Here is a 21,532-nt window from a genome sequence, read left to right as displayed (position 1 = left end):
CCGACGCGAAATGTAGACGACCATCCTGTGGCCGGCCCGTGAGAACCCGCGCGCCCGCTGTCAGCGCCGGCCGGTGCGCGGACGCCGCGGTGCCGCGCGGCGCCGGAGGTCAGAGACGGTCGACATGGACATTCGTCGACTTCACCCGGGCCGTGGCCTCCATGCCGACCTCCAGGCCGAGTTCCTCGACGGCCTCCCTGGTCAGCAGCGACACCAACCGGTGCGGTCCGGCCTGAATCTCGACCTGGGCGGCGACGTCGCCGAGTTTGACGGCGGTGACGATCCCCGGGAACGCGTTGCGCACGGAGGTGACGGAGGCCTCCTCGTCGCCGTTGCCGCTCCTGGCCAGCTCCACGGAGAAGGCGGCCAGGTCCTTCCCGTCGACGAGCCGGCGTCCGCCCTCGTCGCGATGGGTCGCCACCCGGCCCGCGTCCGCCCAGCGGCGAGCGGTGTCGGGGCTCACGCCGAGCAGCCGAGCCGCCTGGCCGATCGTGTAGGACTGCATGGCGTCACAATAGGTCCATCCGCCGCCGACCCCGCCCCCAGCAGGGTCGTTGCGCCCCGGGGAGCGCGACCCGGGCACCCGGTCACGACGACGGGCAGTACGAGCGGTACGGCAGTGCGGGCGGTTCGGGCGTACGGACACCTCGACGGCACGTGCCGAGGGCCGTCGCCCCCGGCGCCGCGCGCATTTGCCGGATCGCGGTCGCGCACGGTTGCGGACGGAACCGCGAACGGGCCCCGGCCGCACGGCGGTTCGTCCCAGGTGGCGCCTCTGATCGCCGGCCCGCAGGCCGCGCGAACGCCCTCGGACGCGGCCCGGTGGTTGCCGCACGCATCGGCGTTCGGGCGCGACACGGCAGGTCGCAAGCCGTGTCGCAGTTGGGCCGAACGGGTGATGTGGCGTAAGAATTGCCTGGTGCAGGCGACAACAGCGAGGCAGATCGGGGGGAGCCGGTGAACAGCCACGACGTCACCGATGAGCAGTGGGAGGGACTCGCCCAGGTCGTTCCGCTGCGGGGCCGCGACGCATGGCCGTCCGCGGTGGGCCACCGCGCGCTGCCCGAGGCGCCGACGGAGACCAGGCGCCGTTTCGTGGTGCTCAGAGTGAACGTGTTCGCGGATGCCCGTGAGGTCGCGGAGACGGTCATGGCGGGCATCCCCGTGCTGCTCGACCTGACGGGAGCGGAGAAGGACGTCGCCAAGCGCGTCCTCGACTTCAGCACCGGGGTCGTCTTCGGCACGGGCAGCGGCATGCACCGCGTCGACCGCAACGTGTTCCTGCTGACACCGGCGGACACCGAGGTCAGCGACCTCATGGAGCAGGCGGCGGGCGACTCGGCGTACTGACGCGGCCCCCGGTGCGCGCGAGGCGCGCGGAGGGCGGCACGGTGTCCCCGAAGTGCCGCCTCGCGGGCGGACGTTCACCCGTGACGGGTGTACGTTCCCCCGATCGTAGGAAGGGCCGCCAGGCGTAACGGTTCACCGGCCGGGCGGAGTCCTACGGTCCGCACATGGCCGTGCCGTATCCAGCGCTTCCCGAGCCCGCCGCGTCTCCGCCCACCGCGGCGGCGCCCCCTCCGTCCCCGCAGGACCCCGTCCCGTCGGCCGCCCCGGTGCCCGGCGCGGCGTTCGTCGCCACGGTGCCGCCGCCCGCCTTCCCGGCGCCCCGCACCGGCCCCGGCCCGGCAACCGCCGAGGGACGGCGGGACAACCGCGCGGGCCGTCCCGACCGGCCGTGCGTCACCGAACTCAGGCTGTCCGCCTTCGCCGGCCACCGCGGCGCCGTGTTCCCGCTGGGCCCGCTCACCTTCTTCGCCGGCCCCAGCGGCAGCGGCAAGACCACCGCACTGCGCGCCTACGAGGCACTGGCGCGCCTCGGCGGCGGCGTCCCGCTCGGCGAGGCGTTCCCCGAACCGTCCGGCTGCGTGCCCGAACGGGCCCGGCCCGACGCCCAGCAGCGCCGCGGATTCCGCATCGGCTGCACCGTCGACGGGCCGGCCGGGCCGGTCCGGCTCGACGTCGCCGTCCAGGCCGAGCCCGAACTGCGCGTCGTCGGCGAGCGGTTGACCGCGGGCGGACTGGTCCTCCTGGAGACCGCCCTGCGCGACCCGGGCCGCCGATTCGTCCAGGCCGCCTGGCACACCGCCGGTTCCGCCCCCGTGACCCGCGGTCCGCTGCCCGACGACCGCCTCGGCACGGCGCTGCTCCCGCTGCGGGTGGCCGGCAAGACGGACGGGCAGCGGCACGTCCTCGCCGCAGCCGAGCAGGTGGTGGTCGCCCTGCGTTCCGTCTTCGCCTGCGACCCGCTGCCCGGCCGGATGCGGGCCGACACCCCCGGCGGCTCCGGCCGGCTCCTGGGTACCTGCGAAAACCTCGCCGACGTGCTCTGGCGCACCCGCACGGAGTGCGGACGCCGGCACGCGCAACTCGTCGCCGCGGTACGGGCGGGCTGCGCGGGCCCGGTGGCCGACGTCGTCGCCGACCTGGTGGGGGAGGGCGGCGGAGGACACCTGGTGCGCGCGCTGCTCGACCGCGGCGACGGGGTACGGACCGCCTTCGACCGGCTGGGCGACGGCGAACTCCGTTACAGCGCACTGGCGTTGGTGCTGCTGACCGGACCGGGCGTGCTGGAGGTGGACCCGGCGGGGGAGGTGCCGTCGGCGATGCAGACCCTGACCGTGCTCGCCGACGGCTTCGACCGTGGCATGGACCTGCGGCAGCGCACGGAACTGGCGGAACTGGCGGCGCGGATGTGCGAACGCGGCCACATCCGGTGCGTCGGCGCGGTCAGCGACGCGGGATGGGCCGCCGGAGTGGCGGGAGCGACGGTGGTAGACCTGAATCCGTGACAGAACCCTTGGACGTGGCCACCCTGCAACGCCGGCTCGCGGAGTTCGCCGCCGCGCGGAACTGGCAGCAGTACCACACCCCGAAGAACCTCGTCGCGGCGCTGAGCGTCGAGGCGTCCGAACTCGTCGAGATCTTCCAGTGGTTGACGCCGGAGGAGTCCCAACGCGTGATGGACGCACCCGACTCGGCCCATCGCGTCACGGACGAGGTGGCCGACGTGCTCGCCTATCTCCTTCAGTTGTGCGAGGTGCTGGCCATCGACCCCCTGGCGGCCCTCGCCGCGAAGATCGACCGCAACGAGTCCCGCTTCCCGGCCGTCGGGGGCGGGTGAGGGGGCGACGGGGGCGACGGGGTCGGCCGGGGCGAGAGGCGAGCGGGTGAGCGGGTGAGTGGGTGAGCGGGTGAGTGGGTGAGCGGGTGACGGTTCGGGGGGCGTGCGAGGGCCGCACCGAACGAGCCCGCGCACTTCGATCACTCTCCGGAGTTCCGTCTCTCTCCACAAGCGAAGGGTTGTCCACAGATTTCCGTCTTCCTATGGCTTTTTCTCACGACGAGCTTCACTCTTAGTAGCGGAAGAAGCGATGCGGGCGGCGCACGCAAGTGCGCCGGGACGGACGGGGCGGCGCATGGAGGCGGTGCGGCTCATCAGGGCGAGCAGGCAGGCCCTGGCGGACAGCGAGGACGCTGCGGAGATCATGGTGGAGGTGTGGCAGGCGCAGGCACTCGCGCAGGCCGTGGGCAGCAGGCTGGCGGTGTCCGGCCCACCCGAACTGCGCGGTGAGGCACTGGGGTTGACGGAGCTGACGGGCCGGGGCTGCGGCGCCCTCGACCGCCCGGACCTGGGGCCGGGAGACCTGCGCGCGGCCCGCCTGACGGACGTGGGGGACGCCCGGCTGACCCTCCGATGCCTGGGCGACCTGCTCGGCGAGGTGGGCATGGCGCTGGTCGGCCTGGCGAGCGCCGCGGCCGACGAGAGCACGTACTGGCAGTGCATGGAGGCGATCGACGCGGCGGACGAGGCCCGCGACCGCGTCCTGGAAATGCTGCGCCGCCTCGCGGCACGGGACGAGACGACAGGGGAGGGGGAGGGGAGGGGCGGGGAGGGGGCGGGCCCCCTGGTCAGGCCGGCCGGTTCGCTTCCGTAGCCTCGCGGCGCACCGCGTCCGCCAACAGGTCGAGCATGCGGCCCAGTTGTTCCCGGTCCTCGGGCAGCGCGGTCGCCGAGCACATGCCGACCACGGACGCGACCACGTCCGCGGCCCGGACGTCGGCGCGCAGGGTGCCCGCGGCGGCTCCCGCGTCGAGGATGACGCTCACCGCCGCGGCGAGCCGCTCGCGCGACTGGGACACCGCCACCGCGCCGGAGGCGAACACGGCGCGCAGGGCGTCCGCCATCTCCCGCTTCACGGTGGCGTAGTCGGCGAAGCGGTCCATCCAGCGGCGCAGCGCCCGCTCGGGGCTGTCCACCGCGAGCAACTCGCCCGCGGCGGAGCACAGTTGGGCCAGCTCCTCGCGGTACAACGCCTCGACCAGTGCCTCCCGGGTCGGGAAGTGCCGGTACAACGTGCCGATTCCCACGCCCGCCTGCTTCGCGACGGACTCCAGGGACACCTGTGCCTGCCCGGACGCGAAGGCGTCGCGCGCGGCGCCGAGCAGGCGTGCGCGATTGCGCGCGGCGTCGGCGCGCAGTGGCTTGGGGATCTCGTCGTTCGGCATCAAGTGGAGGTTACTCCGGTTCTGCTACGCTCGACGATACGGAGGAGCCTCCGGATTCTGTTTCCCCGGGCGGCGGCCCCTCCCGCGTGCCTCCGTGCGCCGTTCACTCCCCGCGCTGTCGCACGCACATATCCCTGCCATGTCAGGAGCACCCCCGTGACGACCTCCTCGTCCTCCTCCTCACCCTCGGACCCCACCCCCACCCCCTCTCCCGCCCGGCCCGGCGGCACGGCGAAGCTCGGTGACCACGCGGTCGCACGCATCGGCTTCGGCGCCATGCAGTTGGAGGGCTCGACCGGCGATAGGGAGGCCACCGCAGTGCTGCGCGCGGTGGTCGCAGCCGGCGTGAACCACATCGACACCGCGCAGTTCTACGGCGCCGGCATCTGCAACGACCGCATCCGCACCGCCCTGGCGCCCTATCCCGACGACCTGGCCCTGGTCAGCAAGGTGGGCGCGGACAATGGCCCCGACGGCGGGCTTGTCCCCGCGCAGCGTCCCGGGGAACTGCGCCGCCAGGTCGAGGCGAACCTCACCGCGCTCGGTGTCGAACGGCTCGCGGTGGTCAACCTCCGTCGGCTCGACATCCCCCCGGGGCTGATCGCCGAGGGGGACCAGCGCGTCGACCTCGACAGTCAGCTCGCCGAACTGTCGGCGCTGCGGGACGAGGGCAAGCTCGGCGGGATCGGCCTGAGCGCCGTCGACGCGGACACGCTGCGTGCCGCGCTGCCCGCGGGGATCGTGTGCGTGCAGAACGGCTACAGCGTCCTCGACCGCTCGGCGGAACCCGTCCTCGACCTGTGCCGCGAGCACGGCATCGCGTGGGTGCCGTTCTTCCCGCTGGGCTCCGCCTTCCCGGGGCTGCCGAAGGCCACCGAGAACCCCACGGTGGTGGCCCTGGCGACGGAACTCGGCGCCACGCCCGCCCAGGTTGCCCTCGCCTGGCTGCTCGCCCACTACGACGGCACGCTCCTCATCCCGGGCACGTCCAACCCGGCCCACCTCGGAGAGAACCTCGCGGCGGGGGACGTGGTGCTGCCCGCGTCCGCGATCACCGAGCTCGACGGCCTCGCGGCGCCGGGCCGCATCGGCTGAGCGGTCGGGCGGACGGGTCGCCGCGGATGGTGGATGGCGGATGTCGGAGGCTCGCGCGGATTCGTCCACCGTCGCGGAGCCAGGGCGGGGCGAGCCTGAACCGTCGCGGAGCCGGGCGGACCGGAACCGGGGTGACCCGCCCGGACGGTTGGGGGACCGGGAACCCGCCTACGCCCCGGCCCCCGAGCCTGCCCCTGCCCCTGCCCCGGTCGCCCCCCTGCCCCCTCCCGCGTTACCGGCGCTCCCCGCGTCCCCGCCGCCCGTCGGCTGGAGATCAGGGCCGGGGGCAGCGCCGAGGTCCGCGCCGAGGTCGGACAGCTCCGCGTTCAGGGCCGCCATCAGTTCCTCCATCTGCTGCAGCAGCCCCTTGGGCTGGGCGGGGCCACCCTGCTGCGGTACGGATTCTTCGGACATGACGGCCTCCTCGGCCCCCGGCCCCCCTCGGGGAGGCCGCTGCGGTGACGCTCCGGTGCTGGTCAACCGGGCGTGGGTGCCGGGCGGTCCGGCTCCGCCCGAGCCAACGATCACCGCCGGGACGGGACACTGGCGCGGGCGGCGGCCGGGCGCGCGGTTGACGACATTCACCCGCCCGTGGACACCGGGCGCGGCGGGCGCACCGAGCACGGCGGGCAGGGGGCGCCGGTGGCGGTGGGGCCCGCCCGGCAGTGAGCGTGCAGGATGGAGACATGGATCTCCGCATCTTCACCGAGCCCCAGCAGGGGGCCACCTACGACGACCTGCTCACCGTGGCGAAGGCCACCGAGGAGCTCGGGTTCGACGCATTCTTCCGCTCGGACCACTACCTCCACATGGGTTCGGCCGACGGCCTGCCCGGCCCCACCGACGCCTGGATCACCCTCGCCGGGCTCGCCCGCGAGACGAAGCGGATCCGGCTCGGCACGCTGATGACCGCGGGCACCTTCCGGCTGCCCGGCGTCCTCGCCATCCAGGTCGCGCAGGTCGACCAGATGTCCGGCGGACGTGTCGAACTCGGCCTGGGCGCGGGCTGGTTCGAGGAGGAGCACACGGCGTACGGCATCCCCTTCCCGAAGGAGAAGATCGGCCGTCTGGAGGAGCAGCTCGCCATCGTCACCGGGCTCTGGGCGACCGGGGCCGGCAAGACCTTCGACTTCCACGGCAAGTTCTACGACCTGACCAACTCGCCCGCGCTGCCGAAGCCGGCGCAGGCCAAGGTGCCGGTCCTCATCGGCGGGCACGGGGCGACCCGCACGCCGCGGCTCGCCGCCCAGTACGCGGACGAGTTCAACATCCCGTTCGCCTCGGTCGAGGACAGCGAGCGGCAGTTCGGGCGGGTCCGCGCCGCGGCGGAGGAGGCCGGCCGGGGCGCCGACGACCTCGTCTACTCCAACGCGCTCGTCGTCTGCGTCGGCCGTGACGACCAGGAAGTCGCCCGCCGGGCCGCCGTGATCGGCCGCGACGTCGACGAGCTGAAGGCCAACGGCCTCGCCGGTTCGCCCGCCGAAGTCGTGGACAGGATCGGCCGGTACGCGGAGATCGGCGCCCGGCGCATCTACCTCCAGGTGCTCGACCTGCACGACCTCGACCACCTGGAACTCATCTCGGCGCAGGTCCAGTCGCAGCTCGCTTGATCCGAACGGCTGTACGGTGGTGGGCCGTTGACACGTGAGGGCCGCCGATCGGTGGCCGGCCGGGCGGAGTCGCCGGCCGGTCACCCGGAACCCCCGTGTCCTTCCGCCGCCCGCCACCACGGAGGAACAGCCTTGCGCCACCGCGTCGTACTCCCCCTCTTTCCCGCCCTCGCCTGTGCGCTGCTCCTCACCGGGTGCGGCAGCGATCGGGTCGGTGGGTCGGACGCCGCCGGAGTGCGGGCGGAGCCGGGCGGGCGTCCGTCGGGCAGCTCGTCTCCCGGCCCGGAGACCGACGGCGTAAGGATCGTGCGGGTCGACGTCCCTTCTTCCCCGGCGGCGTCCGCCTCCGCCGCGGCGACGTCGGCGGCGGCTTCGACGCCGGACCCGTCACCGTACGTCGTCAGGCCCGACGCGCTGTCCTCCAGCGGCTTCGCCGAGTACGGGGCGTCTTCGACCGGCGAAACCGGGAGCGGGGAGTCCGAGGGATCCGGGGGATCCGGGGGATCGGGGGGATCCGGGGGATCCGGGGATTCCTCCGCGCCCGCTCCGAACGCCCTGTCCGCCGTCTACGAGGTCACCAATCACGACACCTCGGCGATGGTCTACACGGTCACGTTCACCTTCACGGACCGTGAGGGCGGGGCGATGTCCGTGGTGAAGGAGAAGGTGACCGTGCGGGCGGGCGCCACGGTGCGCGGGACCGTCCGTCCCGGGTCCGCCGTGCCGGGCATGCCGGCGATCGTCGGCGTCCACGTCAGCGGGGTCACGCGCGTCCCCCTGGACGAGGCGCCGGGTGCGGCCGGGCCGTGTCCAGCGTCCGGGGTGCGGATCACCGCCGACGACGGGGACGCCGCGATGGGTCTGCGCGTCGTCGGTCTGACCGTGGTGAACTGCGGCAGCAGCCCCTACCACCTCGACGGCTACCCGCAGTTGACACTCCTCGACGACGGGCGCGAACCGGTGGACGGCGTCAAGGTCGTCGAGGGCGGAAAGGGCGTCGCCCTCCTGGACGGCTTCGACGCCCCGCCGGCCCCCGTGACGCTCGCGCCCGGTCAGAGTGCCACGGCGGGGATCATGTGGCGCAACACCACGGGCTCCGGCACCGCGGTGAACGTGCCGTACGTCGAGGTCCGGGCGAAGGCCGGCGCCGCGCCCGTGATGGTGACCCCGCACCTCGACCTCGGCACGACGGGCAAGCTCGGGGTGAGCGCCTGGAAGCCCGCCACCGGCTGACGGAAAGGGGAAAACCGGTGGTCAACGGGTGGAGCGACGGCGAGACTCGGACACATGCTCCTGACGATCAGCACCACAGGCACCCCGGAGCGCCCCGCCACCGACCTCGGTTTCCTGTTGCACAAGCATCCCGACAAGGCGCAGGCGTTCTCGACCTCCTTCGGCACCGCGCACGTCGTCTACCCCGAGGCCGACGCCGACCGCTGCACGGCCGCGTTGCTCCTTGAGATCGACGCGGTGGCGCTGGTGCGGCGCGGAAAGGGCAAGGGACGGGGCGGCGCCCCCGACGCGGCGCTCGCCCAGTACGTCAACGACCGCCCGTACGCGGCCTCTTCGCTGCTCGCGGTGGCACTCGGCAACGTCTTCTCCAGCGCGGTGAAGGGCGTCTGCGCCGCCCGGCCCGAACTCCCGGCGCGGGCACTGCCGTTGCGCGTCGAGGTGCCGGCACTGCCCGCCCGCGGCGGTCCCGGGCTGGTGCGCGCCCTGTTCGAGCCGCTGGGCTGGACGGTCGCCGTCGAACCGGTGCCGCTGGACACGGAGTTCCCCGACTGGGGCGACTCGCGCTACGTGAGTCTCGTGCTGGAGTCGCGCACGCTCACCCTCGCCGAGGCGCTGCGTCATCTGTACGTACTGCTGCCGGTGCTCGACGACGCCAAGCACTACTGGGTCTCCGACGACGAGGTGGACAAGCTGCTGCGGTCGGGCGAGGGCTGGCTGGCCGGGCATCCGGAGCAGCGGCTGATCACCAACCGCTACCTGTCCCGCCGTTGGTCCCTGACCCGGCAGGCGACCGAGCGGCTGGAACTGGTGCGCCTGGCGGAGGCGGACGACACGCAGGTCGAGCAGATCGACAACGCGGTCGCCGACGAACCGGACCCGGACCCGGCCGAGGCGTCCGACGGCACGGGAACCCCGCAGGCGCGGGCAGCCGCGACGACCGCCGAAGCAGGGGTGGCAGCAGCCGAGGACGCAGAAACCGCCCCGACCGCGGAGGGCACGCCGGAGGCAGCGGACGCCCCCGGGAGGCCGACGCCCCTCGCCGTGCTCCGTCGGGACGCGATCCTGCACGCCCTGCGGGCCGCCGGCGCCGGGCGGGTGCTCGACCTCGGCTGCGGGCAGGGCCAGTTGGTGCAGGCGCTGCTCAAGGAGCCCCTGTTCACCGAGGTCGTCGGTGTCGACGTGTCGATGCGTGCGCTCACCATCGCCTCCCGGCGGCTCAAGCTGGACCGGATGGGCGAGCGGCAGGCGTCGCGCGTCCGGCTGTTGCAGGGCTCGCTGGTCTACAACGACAAGCGGCTCAAGGGGTACGACGCGGCCGTGCTCAGCGAGGTGATCGAGCACCTCGACCTGCCGCGGCTGCCCGCGCTGGAGTACGCGGTGTTCGGTTCGGCGCGTCCGCGCACGGTGATCGTGACGACGCCGAACGTCGAGTACAACGTCCGTTGGGAGACGCTGCCCACGGGGCACGCCCGGCACGGCGACCACCGCTTCGAGTGGACGCGCGCCGAGTTCCGTGCCTGGGCGACGGCGGTGTCCGAACGGCACGGCTACGACGTCGAGTTCGTGGCGGTGGGCCCGGACGACCCGGAGGTCGGGCCGCCCACGCAGCTCGCGGCGTTCACCCTCGCCCCCGCGGACGGCGGGAACGCACGGCCGACGACAGCTGACCACGAGCGAAAGAGGGAGGAGAAGGCAGCATGACCACCACGCACCCGAACCCGGACGAGAACGCGGACGAGAACCCGGCAGGGTCCCAGGCCCGGAGCCAGGCTCGGAGCCAGGCAGGGACGTCCGCCGGTACGTCCGCCGGTATGTCGGCCGAAACGGCACCCGCCGGCCGTGTCCTTCCCGTCACCGACCTTTCCCTCGTCGTGCTGATCGGTGCCTCCGGCTCCGGCAAGTCCACCTTCGCGCGGCGGCACTTCAAGCCCACCGAGGTGATCTCCTCGGACTTCTGCCGAGGGCTCGTCTCGGACGACGAGAACGACCAGAGCGCGACGCGTGACGCCTTCGACGTGCTGCACTACATCGCGGGCAAGCGGCTCGCCGCCGGCCGTCGCACCGTCGTCGACGCGACGAGCGTCCAGCAGGACAGCCGGCGTCAACTGATCGAGCTGGCACGGAAGTACGACGTGCTGCCGATCGCCGTCGTGCTCGACGTGCCCGAGGAGGTGTGCGCCGAACGCAACGCGCACCGCACCGACCGGGCCGACATGCCGCGCCGGGTCGTGCAGCGCCACGTCCGCGAACTCAAGCGCTCGGTACGCCACTTGGAGCGTGAGGGCTTCCGCAAGGTGCACGTGCTGCGCGGCGTCGCGGAGGCGGAGAACGCCACCGTCGTCACCGAGAGGCGGTTCAACGACCTGACGCACCTCACCGGCCCGTTCGACATCGTCGGCGACGTCCACGGCTGCGCCTCCGAACTGGAGTCGCTGCTGGCCAAGTTGGGCTACGTGGACGGTGTACACCCGGCGGGCCGGACCGCCGTGTTCGTGGGCGACCTCGTCGACCGCGGCCCCGACAGCCCGGGGGTGCTGCGCCGGGTGATGTCGATGGTGGGCTCCGGCAACGCGCTGTGCGTGCCCGGCAACCACGAGAACAAGTACGGCCGCTTCCTCAAGGGCCGCAACGTCCAGCACACCCACGGCCTCGCCGAGACCATCGAGCAGATGGACCGGGAGAGCGACGAGTTCCGCGCGCAGGTGAGGGAGTTCATCGACGGGCTCGTCAGCCACTACGTCCTCGACGGCGGCAGGCTCGTGGTGTGCCACGCGGGTCTGCCGGAGAAGTACCACGGCCGCACGTCCGGCCGGGTGCGCTCGCATGCGCTGTACGGCGACACCACCGGTGAGACCGACGAGTTCGGCCTGCCCGTGCGCTACCCGTGGGCGGAGGACTACCGGGGCCGTGCCGCGGTCGTGTACGGGCACACCCCCGTGCCCGAGGCGACCTGGCTCAACAACACGATCTGCCTGGACACCGGCGCGGTCTTCGGCGGCCGGCTCACCGCGCTGCGCTGGCCGGAGCGCGAACTCGTCGGCGTGGACGCCGAGAAGGTCTGGTACGAGCCGGCCCGGCCGCTGCGCACCGAGGCGCCCGGCGGCCGGGAGGGGCGTCCGCTGGACCTGACGGACGTGCACGGGCGGCGCGGTGTCGAGACGCGGCACGCCGGCCGGGTCGGCGTCCGCGAGGAGAACGCGGCGGCGGCACTGGAGGTGATGAGCCGCTTCGCGGTGGACCCGCGGCTGCTGCCGTACCTGCCGCCGACGATGGCGCCCACCGCGACCTCGCACCAGGAGGGTTACCTGGAACACCCGGCGGAGGCGTTCCGGCAGTACGCCGAGGACGGGGTCGCGCGGGTCGTGTGCGAGGAGAAGCACATGGGTTCGCGGGCGGTGGCGCTGGTGTGCCGGGACGCGGAGACCGCGCGGGCGCGCTTCGGCGTCGAGGACGGTCCGACGGGTTCGCTGTACACGCGCACCGGCCGTCCGTTCTTCGACGACGCGGCGGTGACCGAGGAGATCCTCGGACGGCTGCGGTCGGCGGCCGACGCGGCGGGGCTGTGGGCGGAGCTGGAGACCGACTGGCTGCTGCTGGACGCCGAGTTGATGCCGTGGTCGCTCAAGGCCCAGGGGCTGCTGCGCACGCAGTACGCGGCGGTGGGCGCGGCGTCCGGCGCGGTGTTCCCGGCGGTGCTGTCCGCGCTCGGGGCGGCCGGCGGGCGAGGTGTGGACGTGACGGACCTGCTGGCCCGGCAGCGCGAACGGGCCGCCGACGCGGCCGCGTTCACCGACGCGTACCGGCGCTACTGCTGGCGGACGGAGGGTCTGGACGGCGTGCTGCTGGCCCCGTTCCAGCTCCTGGCCACCGAGGGCCGCAGCCTCGCGGGACTGCCGCACGACGAACAGCTCGCGCTGCTGGACCGGTTGGTCGAGCACGACGGCAGCGGTCTGCTGCGGACGACGCGGCGGCTGTACGTGGACACCGGGGACCCGGAGTCCGTACGGGCGGGCGTGGACTGGTGGCTGGAGATGACGGGGCGGGGCGGCGAGGGCATGGTCGTCAAGCCGCTCGGCGCGCTGGTGCGCGGCGAGAAGGGCCGGCTGGTCCAGCCGGGCATCAAGTGCCGGGGCCGCGAGTACCTGCGGATCATCTACGGTCCGGAGTACACCCGGCCGGAGAACCTGGCCAGGCTGCGCGGGCGTTTCCTGAACCACAAGCGTTCGCTGGCGGTCCGGGAGTACGCGCTGGGCCTGGAGGCGCTGGACCGGCTCGCGGACGGAGAGCCGCTGTGGCGTGTGCACGAGGCGGTCTTCGCGGTCCTCGCCCTGGAGTCGGAGCCGGTCGACCCCCGTCTGTGACAGGGGAGTTGACGCCCGCCGGGGAGTGCCGCGAGCCGGAGCGGGGTGGGGTGGGGTGGGGTGGGGTAGGGCGGGGTGCGGGGCCCGGCCGCGGGCTGGGCCGGCGGGGACCGCGCTCCTCACCCCACCAGCCGCAGCCGCTCCTCGCACACCCCGACCCGGACCGTCTGCCCCCAGGTGAGTTCGACGGCGTCGGCCTCCATGCCGTCCCCGAAGGCGACCAGGCGTTCCGACTCGACGGTCACGGTCAGCCGCCGCCGCGCGGCGAGGTCGCCGGAGACCAGGGACGTGCCGGTGGCGGGGGAGGGCCACGCCTCGCGGACGAACCACAGCAGCCGGTCGTCCGCGGGGCCGGGCAGCGGCAGCACGCTGTGGCGTTCCTGCCAGACCGACCGCAGCCAGCCGGTGGCCCCGGTGCCGGTGCCCACCAGCACGCCGGAGGAGGCCTGGGACTCGACGGCACCCCTGTCGCCGTCGAGCCCCAGGCGGTAGCGGGCGGTCTGGTGGCCGGGGGCGCCGAGGTAGATCTCGTTGAGCGCGACCAGCCGTTGGGCGTCGTCGGTGACCGCCTCGACCATGGTCAGTCCGGCCACGGCCACCCGGTCGGCGACGACCTCGGGGAGCAGCCCGGCGGCGTCGGCCGCCCGGTGCCGGACGAGGACGCCGGGATTGCGGCCGGGTTCGGCGTCGATGCCGACCACGGGCTGCCCGGCGAGGTACTTGGCGGCGTTCGCGACGAGACCGTCCTGGCCGACCACGACCACCACGTCCTCCGGTGCGAACAGGAAACGGTCCAGGTCGGCACGTTCCACCAGGGCCTGACGCAACGTCAGGGGGATCGCGGCCGTCACCTCGGCCAGTGCGCGCCGGGCGAGGTGGTGCCGGTGGGCGACCTCCTCGATGTCCCGGCCGCGGGAGGAGAGGAAGAACGCGGCCTGCCCGTGCGTGCCGTGCCGGGCCACCAACTCCTCGTACTCCGTGGTGCGGTGGACGAGCACGACGCGCGGGGCGAGGCTCACGCCCGGTCCCCGTCGCCGTGCCCGGCGCCGTCGGCACCGCCCAGCTTCGCGAGCAGGCCGGTGAGCACGTCGGGGGAGACGGTGACGCTGTCGATGCGCGGCAGGTTCTCCGCGAGCCGGGTGCCGGTGAGCGCGTGCAGCGTGGCGACGTCGACCTCGGAGTGCACGCGCAGCCAGGCCGCCTGTGCCTGGGCCCGCGCCTCGCCCACCTCGCGGGCACCCTCGGCCTCGGCCCTGGCCAGCCGTACGGAACGTGCGGCCTCCGCCTCGGCGAGACGTTCGGTGCGCGTGGCCTCCGCGTCGGCGAGGCGGACCGCGCGGGCCGCCTCGGCGCCGGCGCGCACGGCGTCGGCCGCGGCCTGCTCCTCGGCCTCCCGGCGGGCGTTGGTCCCGTGCTGGTCGACCAACTGCTCCTCGCGGCGGGCGAGTTCGATTTTGCTGGCCAACTCGTTCTCGGCGATGGCCCGTTCGCGCTCGACGGCGACGGCCCGGCGTTCGTAGGTGGCGCGGTCGGCCTCCTGCTGGATCTGTTCGCGGGCGGGGGTGCGCAGCGCGCGTTCCACCTCGGGCTCCGGGCGCAGCGCCACCACGCGGACGGCGACGACGTCGATGCCGGTGGCCGGCAGCCGGGGTTCGGCCGCGAGTCCCGCCGCGACGCGCTCGCGCACGGAGCTGACCCCGTCGGCGAGGGCGGCGGCGAGGGAGGTGCGGGCGAGTACTTCCAGCGCGTGCTGCTGAGCGGTCTCGGTGAGCAGCGTGCCGAGCTGCTCCAGCGGGGCGCCGCGCCAGACACCGGTGTCGGGGTCGACGGAGAAGTCGATGCGGGCCGCCGCGACGGCCGGGTCGCTGACGCGGTAGGTGACGGTCGCCTGTACGGAGACGTCCTGGAAGTCGGAGGTCCGGGCGTGGAAGGTCATCGTCAACTCGCGGTCGTCGACGGGTATTTCGGAGAGCGTGGAGCTCAACGCCCGGTACCAGAAGCTGAGTCCGGTGCCGTCGTGCGCCAGGGTGCCCGCGCGGTGGTGGCGGATGTGGGCCGTCGGCGCGCCGCGCAGGTGGCGCCAGCCGAAACGGCGGGTGATGTCGGCCATGGGTGTCCCCGGTTCTCCGTGGTGGCGGGCGCGCGGCCCGGCGTTCGATCTCGTCTCTATGACGATAAGGGGAGGTGCCGCTTATCGTCAAGGGGACGAGAATGGTGAGGGGTGCGCGGACCGCGCCGAGGGGCGCCGGATCCCGCGGATACGGGCGAGCCGTGGGTGAATCCGGCCCCCGGTGGTCAGGATGGAACCATGGGATTCCACGTCGACTCCGAAACCGGGCGGCTGCGCCGCGTGATCCTGCACCGGCCGGATCTCGAACTCAAACGGCTCACCCCCACCAACAAGGACGCCCTCCTCTTCGACGACCTGCTGTGGGTGCGCCGGGCGCGCGCCGAGCACGACGGGTTCGCGGACGTGCTGCGCGACCGGGGCGTCGCCGTCCACCTCTTCGGCGACCTGCTCACCGAGACCCTGGAGATCGGCGAGGCCCGCACCCTGGTCCTCGACCGCGTCTTCGACGAGAAGGAGTACGGTCCGCTCGCCACCGACCACCTGCGCGCCGCCTTCGAGAACCTGCCCGCAGGCGAACTCGCCGAGGCCCTGGTCGGCGGCATGACCAAACGGGAGTTCCTCGACGCCCATCCCGAACCGGCGTCCGTGCGCTTCCACGTCATGGACCTGGACGACTTCCTGCTCGGGCCGCTGCCCAACCACCTGTTCACCCGCGACACGTCCGCCTGGATCTACGACGGCGTCTCCGTCAACGCGATGCGGTGGCCGGCCCGGCGCCGGGAGACCGTCCACTTCGAGGCGATCTACCGGCACCACCCGCTGTTCGCGCGGGAGAGGTTCCACGTGTGGTCCGAGGGGCAGGCCGCCTATCCGTCCACCATCGAGGGCGGCGACGTCCTGGTCATCGGCAGGGGCGCCGTCCTCATCGGGATGAGCGAGCGCACCACCCCGCAGGCCGTCGAGATGCTCGCGCACAAGCTGTTCGCGGCGGGCTCCGCCGAGACGATCGTGGCCCTCGACATGCCCAAGGGGCGGGCCTTCATGCACCTCGACACGGTGATGACGATGGTCGACGGCGACACGTTCACGCAGTACGCGGGCCTCGGCATGCTCCGCTCCTACACCATCGAACCGGGCGTGGGGGAAAAGGAGTTGAAGGTGACCGACCATCCGCCCGAGCACATGCACCGGGCCATCGCCGCCGCCCTCGGCCTCCAGGAGATCCGCGTGCTGACGGCGACGCAGGACGTGCACGCGGCCGAGCGCGAGCAGTGGGACGACGGCTGCAACGTCCTGGCCGTCGAGCCCGGGGTGGTCGTCGCCTACGAGCGCAACGCCACGACCAACACCCACCTGCGCAAGCGCGGCATCGAGGTCATCGAGATCCCCGGCAGCGAACTGGGGCGCGGACGCGGCGGTCCGCGCTGCATGAGCTGCCCCGTCGAGCGGGACCCGGCGTGAGCGACGTCACGCGGCGGCGGCGGAGGACGGGCGGAGGGCGACGGCGGAGGACGACGGGCTGTATAGATTTGCCGCTCTACGTATATAATTTCAATTTCCATCCCCCCGTACCTGCCCCCGTATGTCTTGGAGCGCTCCCATGGCGACAGTCCCGACCGCCCTCGCCGGCCGCCACTTCCTCAAGGAGCTCGACTTCACCGAGGACGAGTTCCGCGGTCTGGTCGAGCTGGCCGCCGAGCTGAAGGCCGCCAAGAAGGCAGGGACCGAGCAGCGCCGTCTCCAGGGCCGCAACATCGCCCTGATCTTCGAGAAGACCTCGACCCGCACCCGGTGCGCCTTCGAGGTCGCCGCCGCCGACCAGGGCGCGTCGACCACCTACCTCGACCCGTCGGGCTCGCAGATCGGGCACAAGGAGTCCGTGAAGGACACCGCCCGCGTGCTCGGCCGCATGTTCGACGCGATCGAGTACCGCGGCGACAGCCAGGCAGCCGTCGAGGAACTCGGCGCCCACGCGGGCGTCCCCGTCTACAACGGCCTCACCGACGACTGGCACCCCACGCAGATGCTCGCCGACGTCCTCACCATGACCGAGCACGGCACCCGCCCGCTGCGCGAGACCGCGTTCGCCTACCTCGGCGACGCCCGCTTCAACATGGGCAACTCGTACCTGGTCACCGGTGCCCTGCTCGGCATGGACGTGCGCATGGTCGCCCCCAAGTCGTACTGGCCCGCCCAGGAGATCGTCGACCGGGCGCAGGCCCTCGCCGCGGAGAGCGGCGCCCGGATCACCCTCACCGAGGACGTCGCCGAGGGCGTCGCGGGCGCCGACTTCGTCGCCACCGACGTCTGGGTCTCCATGGGCGAGCCCAAGGAGGTGTGGGACGAGCGGATCGCCTCGCTCTCCCCGTACGCGGTGACCATGGACGTGCTGCGCGCCACCGGCAACCCGGACGTGAAGTTCCTGCACTGCCTGCCCGCCTTCCACGACCTGGGCACGAAGGTCGGCCGCGAACTCCACGAGAGCCACGGCGTGGACAGCCTCGAAGTCACCGACGAGGTCTTCGAGTCGGCCCACTCGGTCGTCTTCGACCAGGCGGAGAACCGCCTGCACACCATCAAGGCCGTCCTGGTCGCCACCCTCGCCTGACACCGGCGGGCCACCCCGCAGGCCCTATCCTGAACGGCGGCCGGAAACCCCCGCCCGGCCGCCGCGCGACCTCCCCCACGCACCCCCCACCCGGTCGCACCCGTACCACCAGAAACGAGCACCGCCCCCCACATGTCCAGCCCCCGCACGTCCGGTTCCGGCATGTCCGGCCACCGGTTCAAGTCCCCCCAGCTCCTCCTCGCCGAGTCCGGCGCCGACCGCGAGGGCCACGGTCTGCGCCGCACGATGGGCCTCTTCCAGCTCGTCTGCTTCGGCGTCGGCGCCATCGTCGGCACCGGCATCTTCGTCGGCCTGTCCGACTCGGTGTCCAAGGCCGGCCCCGCGGTCGTCGTCTCGTTCGTGCTCGCCGCGATCACCTGCGTCCTCACCGCCTTCGCGTTCGCCGAACTCGGCGGCGCGATCCCCGTCTCCGGCTCCTCGTACTCCTTCGCCTACGCGGGGCTCGGCGAGACCACCGCGTTCCTCGTCGGCTGGTGCCTGCTCCTGGAGTACGGCGTGTCCGTGTCCGCCGTCGCCGTCGGCTGGAGCCAGTACGTCAACGAACTCCTGCACAGCCTCACCGGCCACCAACTGCCCGCCGCGCTGTCCGCCGGGGCCGGGGACGGCGGCGTCGTGAACCTGCCCGCGGTGATCGTCATCGCCATGGCCGCCGTGCTCCTGGTGCGCGGTGTGCGCGAGAGCGCGCGGGCCACCGCCGCTATGGCCGTGCTGAAGATCGCCATCCTGATCGCGTTCTGCGCCATCGGGTTCTCCGCCTTCGAGGACGGCAACCTCACGCCGTTCGCCCCGGCCGGGATCGGCGGCATCGGCGCGGGCACCACCGCCGCCTTCTTCTCGTACATCGGCTTCGACGCGATCACCACGGCCGGCGAGGAGGCCAAGAAGCCGCGCCGGGACATCCCCGTCGCCATCCTCGTCTGCATCGGCCTGGTCACCCTGCTGTACTGCGCGGTCGCCCTCGCCGCGATCGGCGCCATCGGCGGCGACGCCGTCGGCGGCCGGCCCGCCGCGCTGTCGTACGTGGTCAACGAGGTCACCGGCTCCACCGCCGGCGGCGCGGTCATCGCGTTCGGCGCGGTCGTGGCCATCGCCTCGGTGGTGCTCGCGGTGATGTACGGCCAGACCCGCATCCTGCTGTCGATGTCCCGCGACGGTCTCGTCCCGCGCGTCTTCGAACGGGTCTCCCCGAAGACCGCGACGCCCGTCTCCGGAACCGTGATCGTCGCCGTCGTCTTCGCGCTGCCCGCGGCCTTCGCCGGGCTGGACTCCGTGGTGAACCTCTGCACGATCGGCACGCTCGCCACCATGGCCGCCGTCAACGTCGCGGTGATCGCGCTGCGCCGCCGCGAGCCGGACCTCGCCCGGTCCTTCCGGGTGCCGCTGTACCCCGTGGTCCCGGTGCTCGGCGTGGCCTTCTGCCTGTACCTGATGTACGAGACGGGCTGGCGGACCTGGGTGCAGTTCGCGGTGTTCCTCGTGGCCGGCGCCCTCGTCTACGTCCTCTACGGGCGCCGCCACTCACGGCTCGCCCTCGCGGCGGCTACAGCGGACGACGCTGCGACGGCACCGCCGGGAGCGTGAACCACACCGCCTTGCCCGACCCGGTGGGGCGGTGACCGCACGACGCGCTCAGCGTGCGGATCAGCAGCAGGCCGCGCCCGCCCTCCTGCCACAGGTCCGGCTTCGGGTCGGTGGGCCAGGTCAGGTCGTGCGGCGGCGCCGGGTCGGTGTCGTGCACCTCGACCTGGCAGCCGGTGGGCAGCAGTTCGACCACCAGCTCTATCGGGGCGTCACCGGCGGTGTGCTCGACGGCGTTGGCGACCAGCTCGGCCGTGAGCAGCTCCGCCGTGTCGCGGTCGGCCGCGTGGTCGAGTTCGGACAGCGCGGTGCGCACCAGGGCACGGGCCACCGGCACGGCGGCCGTGGTGTGCGGCAGCGCCATGCGCCAGAGGGCGGCGGGCGAGAGGGGTTCGTGCACGACGGGTCCGTTCATGGAGAGCAGGCTGTCCTGCTTTCAACCTTAGGAATGGTACGGCGCCGTCGTCAGAGTCGTCGGACGGCCTCCGGCCGGGACCTTCGGCCCCGGCTTCCCGCGGCCTACCCGCTGTGCCGGTCCCTCGCGCACCCCGGCCGTCCCCGTTACCGTCCTGTCGACGATCCGTGACCCGCCTCCGCCGCACGGTGACCGGACCGTCGCTCTCCGCGCCCCGCACCGCCCCCGCCCCGCTCCGGGCACACGGGAGCCCCCGGTCCGTCCGCGAGGGACGGCAACGGGGGCCCGGCCGTTCGGTGCCTGCCGTTCAGGAACCGGCGCCGAACGCCGACTCGACCATCCCGGCGGTCAGCGTCGCGCCGTCCGCTGGGTCGATCAGCAGGAACGCGCCCGTACGGCGCGACACCGCGTACTCGTCGAGCGCCAGCGGCTCGGCGGTGCGCACGGTGACGCGGCCGAGATCGTTGACGACGAGTTCGTCCGCGCCGTCGATGTCCTTGACGATCGCCTTGACGGTCCGCGTCGTGTGCCGGAGCAGGACCCGGTCGCCGACCCGCAGTGCCCGGTCCGCGAGGTGGCAGACGGCGGCCCGCACGTCCTGGGTGAGCGCGGGCGCGTCGACACCCGCGGTGATCATGTCGCCGCGCGACACGTCCCGCTGGTCGGCGAGACGCACACTGATCGACTGCGGCGCGTACGCCGCCGCGACCTCGCTGCCGAGGACGTCCAGGCCGTCGATCACGGAGGTCTCGCCGGACGGGTGCACGGTCACGGAGTCGCCGACGCGCAGGGTGCCGGAGACGAGCTGGCCGGCGTAGTGGCGGTCGTCGCCGTCGCGAATCACGTACTGCACGGGGAAGCGGGCCGGCGCGTCGACCGGGTCGGTGCCGACCGGCACGCTCTCCAGGAATTCCAGGAGCGGGGGGCCGGTGTACCAGTCCATGTGGGCGGAGCGGTCGACGACGTTGTCGCCGACGAGCGCGGACACCGGGATCGGCGTGAAGCCGGGCAGGCCCAACTGGGCCGCGTGGCCCGCGAAGTCCTCGACGATGCGCTCGAACACGGCCTGTTCGTAACCGACGAGGTCCATCTTGTTGACCGCGACGACGACGTTCGGTACCCGCAGCAGTCCGGCCACCGCGGCGTGCCGCCGGGTCTGCTCGACGACGCCGTTGCGCGCGTCGATCAGGATGATCGCGAGCTCCGCGGTGGAGGCGCCGGTGACCATGTTGCGGGTGTACTGCACGTGGCCGGGGGTGTCGGCGAGGATGAAGCGGCGCCTGGGGGTGGCGAAGTAGCGGTAGGCGACGTCGATGGTGATGCCCTGTTCGCGTTCGGCGCGCAGGCCGTCGGTGAGGAGGGCGAGGTCGGGTGCTTCCTGGCCGCGGCTCGCGGAGGCGCGTTCGACGGCTTCGAGCTGGTCGGTGAGGACCGACTTGGAGTCGTGGAGCAGGCGGCCGACGAGGGTCGACTTGCCGTCGTCGACCGAGCCGGCCGTCGCGAACCGCAGGGTGTCGACGGTGTCGCCGGCGGAACCCGTGGTCCCGGCGGGCGGGACGGTGGTGGCGGTGCTGGTGGTGCTGGTGGTGCTGGACATCTTTAGAAGTACCCCTCGCGCTTGCGGTCTTCCATCGCGGCCTCGGAGAGTTTGTCGTCGGCGCGGGTGGCGCCGCGCTCGGTGAGGCGGGAGGCGGCGATCTCGGCGATGACCTGGTCGAGGGTCGTGGCGTCGGAGTCGACGGCGCCGGTGCAGGACATGTCGCCGACGGTGCGGTAGCGGACCTGGCGCTTGACGACCGTCTCGTGGTCCTTGGGCCCGCCCCACTCGCCGGCCGTCAGCCACATGCCGCCGCGGTCGAAGACCTCGCGCCGGTGGGCGAAGTAGATCTCGGGGAGGGTTATCCCCTCGCGGGCGATGTACTGCCAGACGTCGAGTTCGGTCCAGTTGGAGAGGGGGAAGACGCGGACGTG

At 73.1% G+C, this 21,532-nt stretch carries 20 protein-coding genes; 12 read left to right on the top strand and 8 right to left on the bottom strand.

All coding sequences use genetic code 11. The features are described 5' to 3' along the window. Nucleotides 1-109: 109 nt before the first annotated feature. On the bottom strand, nucleotides 110-505 hold the full coding sequence (locus ACFZA0_RS26515; RefSeq protein WP_391021430.1) for a TOBE domain-containing protein: 396 nt from the start codon (nucleotides 503-505) through the stop codon (nucleotides 110-112). Nucleotides 506-957: 452 nt separating this feature from the next. On the opposite strand from ACFZA0_RS26515, the gene ACFZA0_RS26510 reads away from it, so the two are divergent. The 4 genes from ACFZA0_RS26510 to ACFZA0_RS26495 all read left to right on the top strand — a co-directional run bounded on the left by ACFZA0_RS26510 (nucleotide 958) and on the right by ACFZA0_RS26495 (nucleotide 3,998). Continuing rightward, nucleotides 958-1,350 (top strand): cell division protein SepF, encoded by a 393-nt coding sequence (locus ACFZA0_RS26510; protein ID WP_391021428.1) that lies wholly within the window; start codon nucleotides 958-960, stop codon nucleotides 1,348-1,350. A gap of 164 nt (nucleotides 1,351-1,514) precedes the next feature. After that, nucleotides 1,515-2,852, top strand: a complete 1,338-nt coding sequence (locus ACFZA0_RS26505) for an ATP-binding protein (RefSeq protein ID WP_391021426.1) — start codon at nucleotides 1,515-1,517, stop codon at nucleotides 2,850-2,852. Further along, entirely contained in the window at nucleotides 2,849-3,184 is a 336-nt protein-coding gene (locus ACFZA0_RS26500) for a MazG-like family protein (protein ID WP_391021424.1), read from the top strand. The genes ACFZA0_RS26505 and ACFZA0_RS26500 overlap by 4 nt, the downstream gene beginning before the upstream one ends. A gap of 295 nt (nucleotides 3,185-3,479) precedes the next feature. Continuing rightward, the gene (locus ACFZA0_RS26495; protein ID WP_391021421.1) at nucleotides 3,480-3,998 is read left to right on the top strand and encodes a DUF6099 family protein; all 519 of its coding nucleotides are present in this window, start codon (nucleotides 3,480-3,482) and stop codon (nucleotides 3,996-3,998) included. On the opposite strand, the gene ACFZA0_RS26490 is transcribed toward ACFZA0_RS26495, so the two are convergent. Beyond that, nucleotides 3,973-4,569, bottom strand: a complete 597-nt coding sequence (locus ACFZA0_RS26490) for a TetR family transcriptional regulator (RefSeq protein WP_391021419.1) — start codon at nucleotides 4,567-4,569, stop codon at nucleotides 3,973-3,975. The genes ACFZA0_RS26495 and ACFZA0_RS26490 overlap by 26 nt on opposite strands. A gap of 156 nt (nucleotides 4,570-4,725) precedes the next feature. On the opposite strand from ACFZA0_RS26490, the gene ACFZA0_RS26485 reads away from it, so the two are divergent. Next, nucleotides 4,726-5,664, top strand: a complete 939-nt coding sequence (locus ACFZA0_RS26485) for an aldo/keto reductase (protein ID WP_391021417.1) — start codon at nucleotides 4,726-4,728, stop codon at nucleotides 5,662-5,664. A gap of 168 nt (nucleotides 5,665-5,832) precedes the next feature. Here the strand turns inward: ACFZA0_RS26485 and ACFZA0_RS26480 are convergent, their stop codons facing one another. Then, nucleotides 5,833-6,078: a hypothetical protein gene (locus ACFZA0_RS26480; protein ID WP_391021840.1), complete on the bottom strand. Its 246-nt coding sequence runs from the start codon at nucleotides 6,076-6,078 to the stop codon at nucleotides 5,833-5,835. A gap of 272 nt (nucleotides 6,079-6,350) precedes the next feature. Between ACFZA0_RS26480 and ACFZA0_RS26475 the strand changes: the two genes are divergently transcribed. From ACFZA0_RS26475 to ACFZA0_RS26460, 4 genes are all read left to right on the top strand, one after another. Then, nucleotides 6,351-7,274, top strand: a complete 924-nt coding sequence (locus ACFZA0_RS26475; RefSeq protein ID WP_391021415.1) for a TIGR03560 family F420-dependent LLM class oxidoreductase — start codon at nucleotides 6,351-6,353, stop codon at nucleotides 7,272-7,274. A gap of 306 nt (nucleotides 7,275-7,580) precedes the next feature. Next, a complete protein-coding gene (locus ACFZA0_RS26470; RefSeq protein WP_391021412.1) occupies nucleotides 7,581-8,507 on the top strand; it encodes a DUF4232 domain-containing protein in 927 nt (308 codons plus the stop codon). Between the two features lie 54 nt (nucleotides 8,508-8,561). Further along, nucleotides 8,562-10,208 carry a 3' terminal RNA ribose 2'-O-methyltransferase Hen1 gene (locus tag ACFZA0_RS26465; protein ID WP_391021410.1) on the top strand — a complete coding sequence of 549 codons (1,647 nt, stop codon included), beginning with the start codon at nucleotides 8,562-8,564 and terminating at the stop codon, nucleotides 10,206-10,208. A 110-nt stretch (nucleotides 10,209-10,318) separates the two neighbouring features. Beyond that, a complete protein-coding gene (locus tag ACFZA0_RS26460) occupies nucleotides 10,319-12,868 on the top strand; it encodes a polynucleotide kinase-phosphatase (protein ID WP_391021825.1) in 2,550 nt (849 codons plus the stop codon). Between the two features lie 119 nt (nucleotides 12,869-12,987). On the opposite strand, the gene ACFZA0_RS26455 is transcribed toward ACFZA0_RS26460, so the two are convergent. Together ACFZA0_RS26455 and ACFZA0_RS26450 are read right to left on the bottom strand one after the other, a co-directional pair. Further along, nucleotides 12,988-13,887 (bottom strand): hypothetical protein, encoded by a 900-nt coding sequence (locus ACFZA0_RS26455; RefSeq protein ID WP_391021408.1) that lies wholly within the window; start codon nucleotides 13,885-13,887, stop codon nucleotides 12,988-12,990. Next, on the bottom strand, nucleotides 13,884-14,978 hold the full coding sequence (locus ACFZA0_RS26450) for an SPFH domain-containing protein (RefSeq protein ID WP_391021406.1): 1,095 nt from the start codon (nucleotides 14,976-14,978) through the stop codon (nucleotides 13,884-13,886). The genes ACFZA0_RS26455 and ACFZA0_RS26450 overlap by 4 nt, the downstream gene beginning before the upstream one ends. Nucleotides 14,979-15,176: 198 nt before the next feature. Between ACFZA0_RS26450 and ACFZA0_RS26445 the strand changes: the two genes are divergently transcribed. The 3 genes from ACFZA0_RS26445 (at nucleotide 15,177) to ACFZA0_RS26435 (ending at nucleotide 19,149) form a co-directional block, all read left to right on the top strand. After that, a complete protein-coding gene (locus ACFZA0_RS26445) occupies nucleotides 15,177-16,400 on the top strand; it encodes an arginine deiminase (RefSeq protein ID WP_391021404.1) in 1,224 nt (407 codons plus the stop codon). A gap of 139 nt (nucleotides 16,401-16,539) precedes the next feature. Next, on the top strand, nucleotides 16,540-17,547 hold the full coding sequence (gene argF / locus ACFZA0_RS26440; RefSeq protein ID WP_391021402.1) for an ornithine carbamoyltransferase: 1,008 nt from the start codon (nucleotides 16,540-16,542) through the stop codon (nucleotides 17,545-17,547). A gap of 162 nt (nucleotides 17,548-17,709) precedes the next feature. Beyond that, nucleotides 17,710-19,149, top strand: coding sequence for an amino acid permease (locus tag ACFZA0_RS26435; RefSeq protein ID WP_391021823.1), 1,440 nt, complete (start codon nucleotides 17,710-17,712; stop codon nucleotides 19,147-19,149). Here the strand turns inward: ACFZA0_RS26435 and ACFZA0_RS26430 are convergent. From ACFZA0_RS26430 to ACFZA0_RS26420, 3 genes are all read right to left on the bottom strand, one after another. Next, nucleotides 19,109-19,561, bottom strand: coding sequence for an ATP-binding protein (locus ACFZA0_RS26430; RefSeq protein ID WP_391021400.1), 453 nt, complete (start codon nucleotides 19,559-19,561; stop codon nucleotides 19,109-19,111). The two genes, ACFZA0_RS26435 and ACFZA0_RS26430, sit on opposite strands and share 41 nt — an antisense overlap. Before the next feature lie 307 nt (nucleotides 19,562-19,868). After that, nucleotides 19,869-21,158, bottom strand: coding sequence for a GTP-binding protein (locus tag ACFZA0_RS26425; protein WP_391021398.1), 1,290 nt, complete (start codon nucleotides 21,156-21,158; stop codon nucleotides 19,869-19,871). Between the two features lie 2 nt (nucleotides 21,159-21,160). Beyond that, nucleotides 21,161-21,532 (bottom strand): phosphoadenosine phosphosulfate reductase family protein (locus tag ACFZA0_RS26420; RefSeq protein ID WP_391021396.1); only part of this gene is annotated, 372 nt, incomplete at its 5' end.

Origin of the sequence: Streptomyces sp. NPDC008150 (assembly GCF_042956945.1) — a bacterium.
Taxonomy (GTDB): Bacteria; Actinomycetota; Actinomycetes; order Streptomycetales; family Streptomycetaceae; genus Streptomyces.
Note: the sequence above shows the minus strand (reverse complement) of the source record. Positions and strands in the feature narration are given on the sequence as shown.

Excerpts from the sequence above, each read along its gene's own strand:
- ACFZA0_RS26460 (WP_391021825.1), top strand. The coding sequence starts at position 10,319 with ATGTCGGCCGAAACGGCACCCGCCGGCCGTGTCCTTCCCGTCACCGAC.
- argF (WP_391021402.1), top strand. The coding sequence starts at position 16,540 with ATGGCGACAGTCCCGACCGCCCTCGCCGGCCGCCACTTCCTCAAGGAG.
- ACFZA0_RS26435 (WP_391021823.1), top strand. The coding sequence starts at position 17,710 with ATGTCCGGCCACCGGTTCAAGTCCCCCCAGCTCCTCCTCGCCGAGTCC.
- ACFZA0_RS26515 (WP_391021430.1), bottom strand. The coding sequence starts at position 505 with ATGCAGTCCTACACGATCGGCCAGGCGGCTCGGCTGCTCGGCGTGAGC.
- ACFZA0_RS26480 (WP_391021840.1), bottom strand. The coding sequence starts at position 6,078 with ATGTCCGAAGAATCCGTACCGCAGCAGGGTGGCCCCGCCCAGCCCAAG.
- ACFZA0_RS26465 (WP_391021410.1), top strand. The coding sequence starts at position 8,562 with ATGCTCCTGACGATCAGCACCACAGGCACCCCGGAGCGCCCCGCCACC.
- ACFZA0_RS26430 (WP_391021400.1), bottom strand. The coding sequence starts at position 19,561 with ATGAACGGACCCGTCGTGCACGAACCCCTCTCGCCCGCCGCCCTCTGG.
- ACFZA0_RS26445 (WP_391021404.1), top strand. The coding sequence starts at position 15,177 with ATGGGATTCCACGTCGACTCCGAAACCGGGCGGCTGCGCCGCGTGATC.
- ACFZA0_RS26505 (WP_391021426.1), top strand. The coding sequence starts at position 1,515 with ATGGCCGTGCCGTATCCAGCGCTTCCCGAGCCCGCCGCGTCTCCGCCC.
- ACFZA0_RS26490 (WP_391021419.1), bottom strand. The coding sequence starts at position 4,569 with ATGCCGAACGACGAGATCCCCAAGCCACTGCGCGCCGACGCCGCGCGC.
- ACFZA0_RS26475 (WP_391021415.1), top strand. The coding sequence starts at position 6,351 with ATGGATCTCCGCATCTTCACCGAGCCCCAGCAGGGGGCCACCTACGAC.
- ACFZA0_RS26450 (WP_391021406.1), bottom strand. The coding sequence starts at position 14,978 with ATGGCCGACATCACCCGCCGTTTCGGCTGGCGCCACCTGCGCGGCGCG.
- ACFZA0_RS26425 (WP_391021398.1), bottom strand. The coding sequence starts at position 21,158 with ATGTCCAGCACCACCAGCACCACCAGCACCGCCACCACCGTCCCGCCC.
- ACFZA0_RS26495 (WP_391021421.1), top strand. The coding sequence starts at position 3,480 with ATGGAGGCGGTGCGGCTCATCAGGGCGAGCAGGCAGGCCCTGGCGGAC.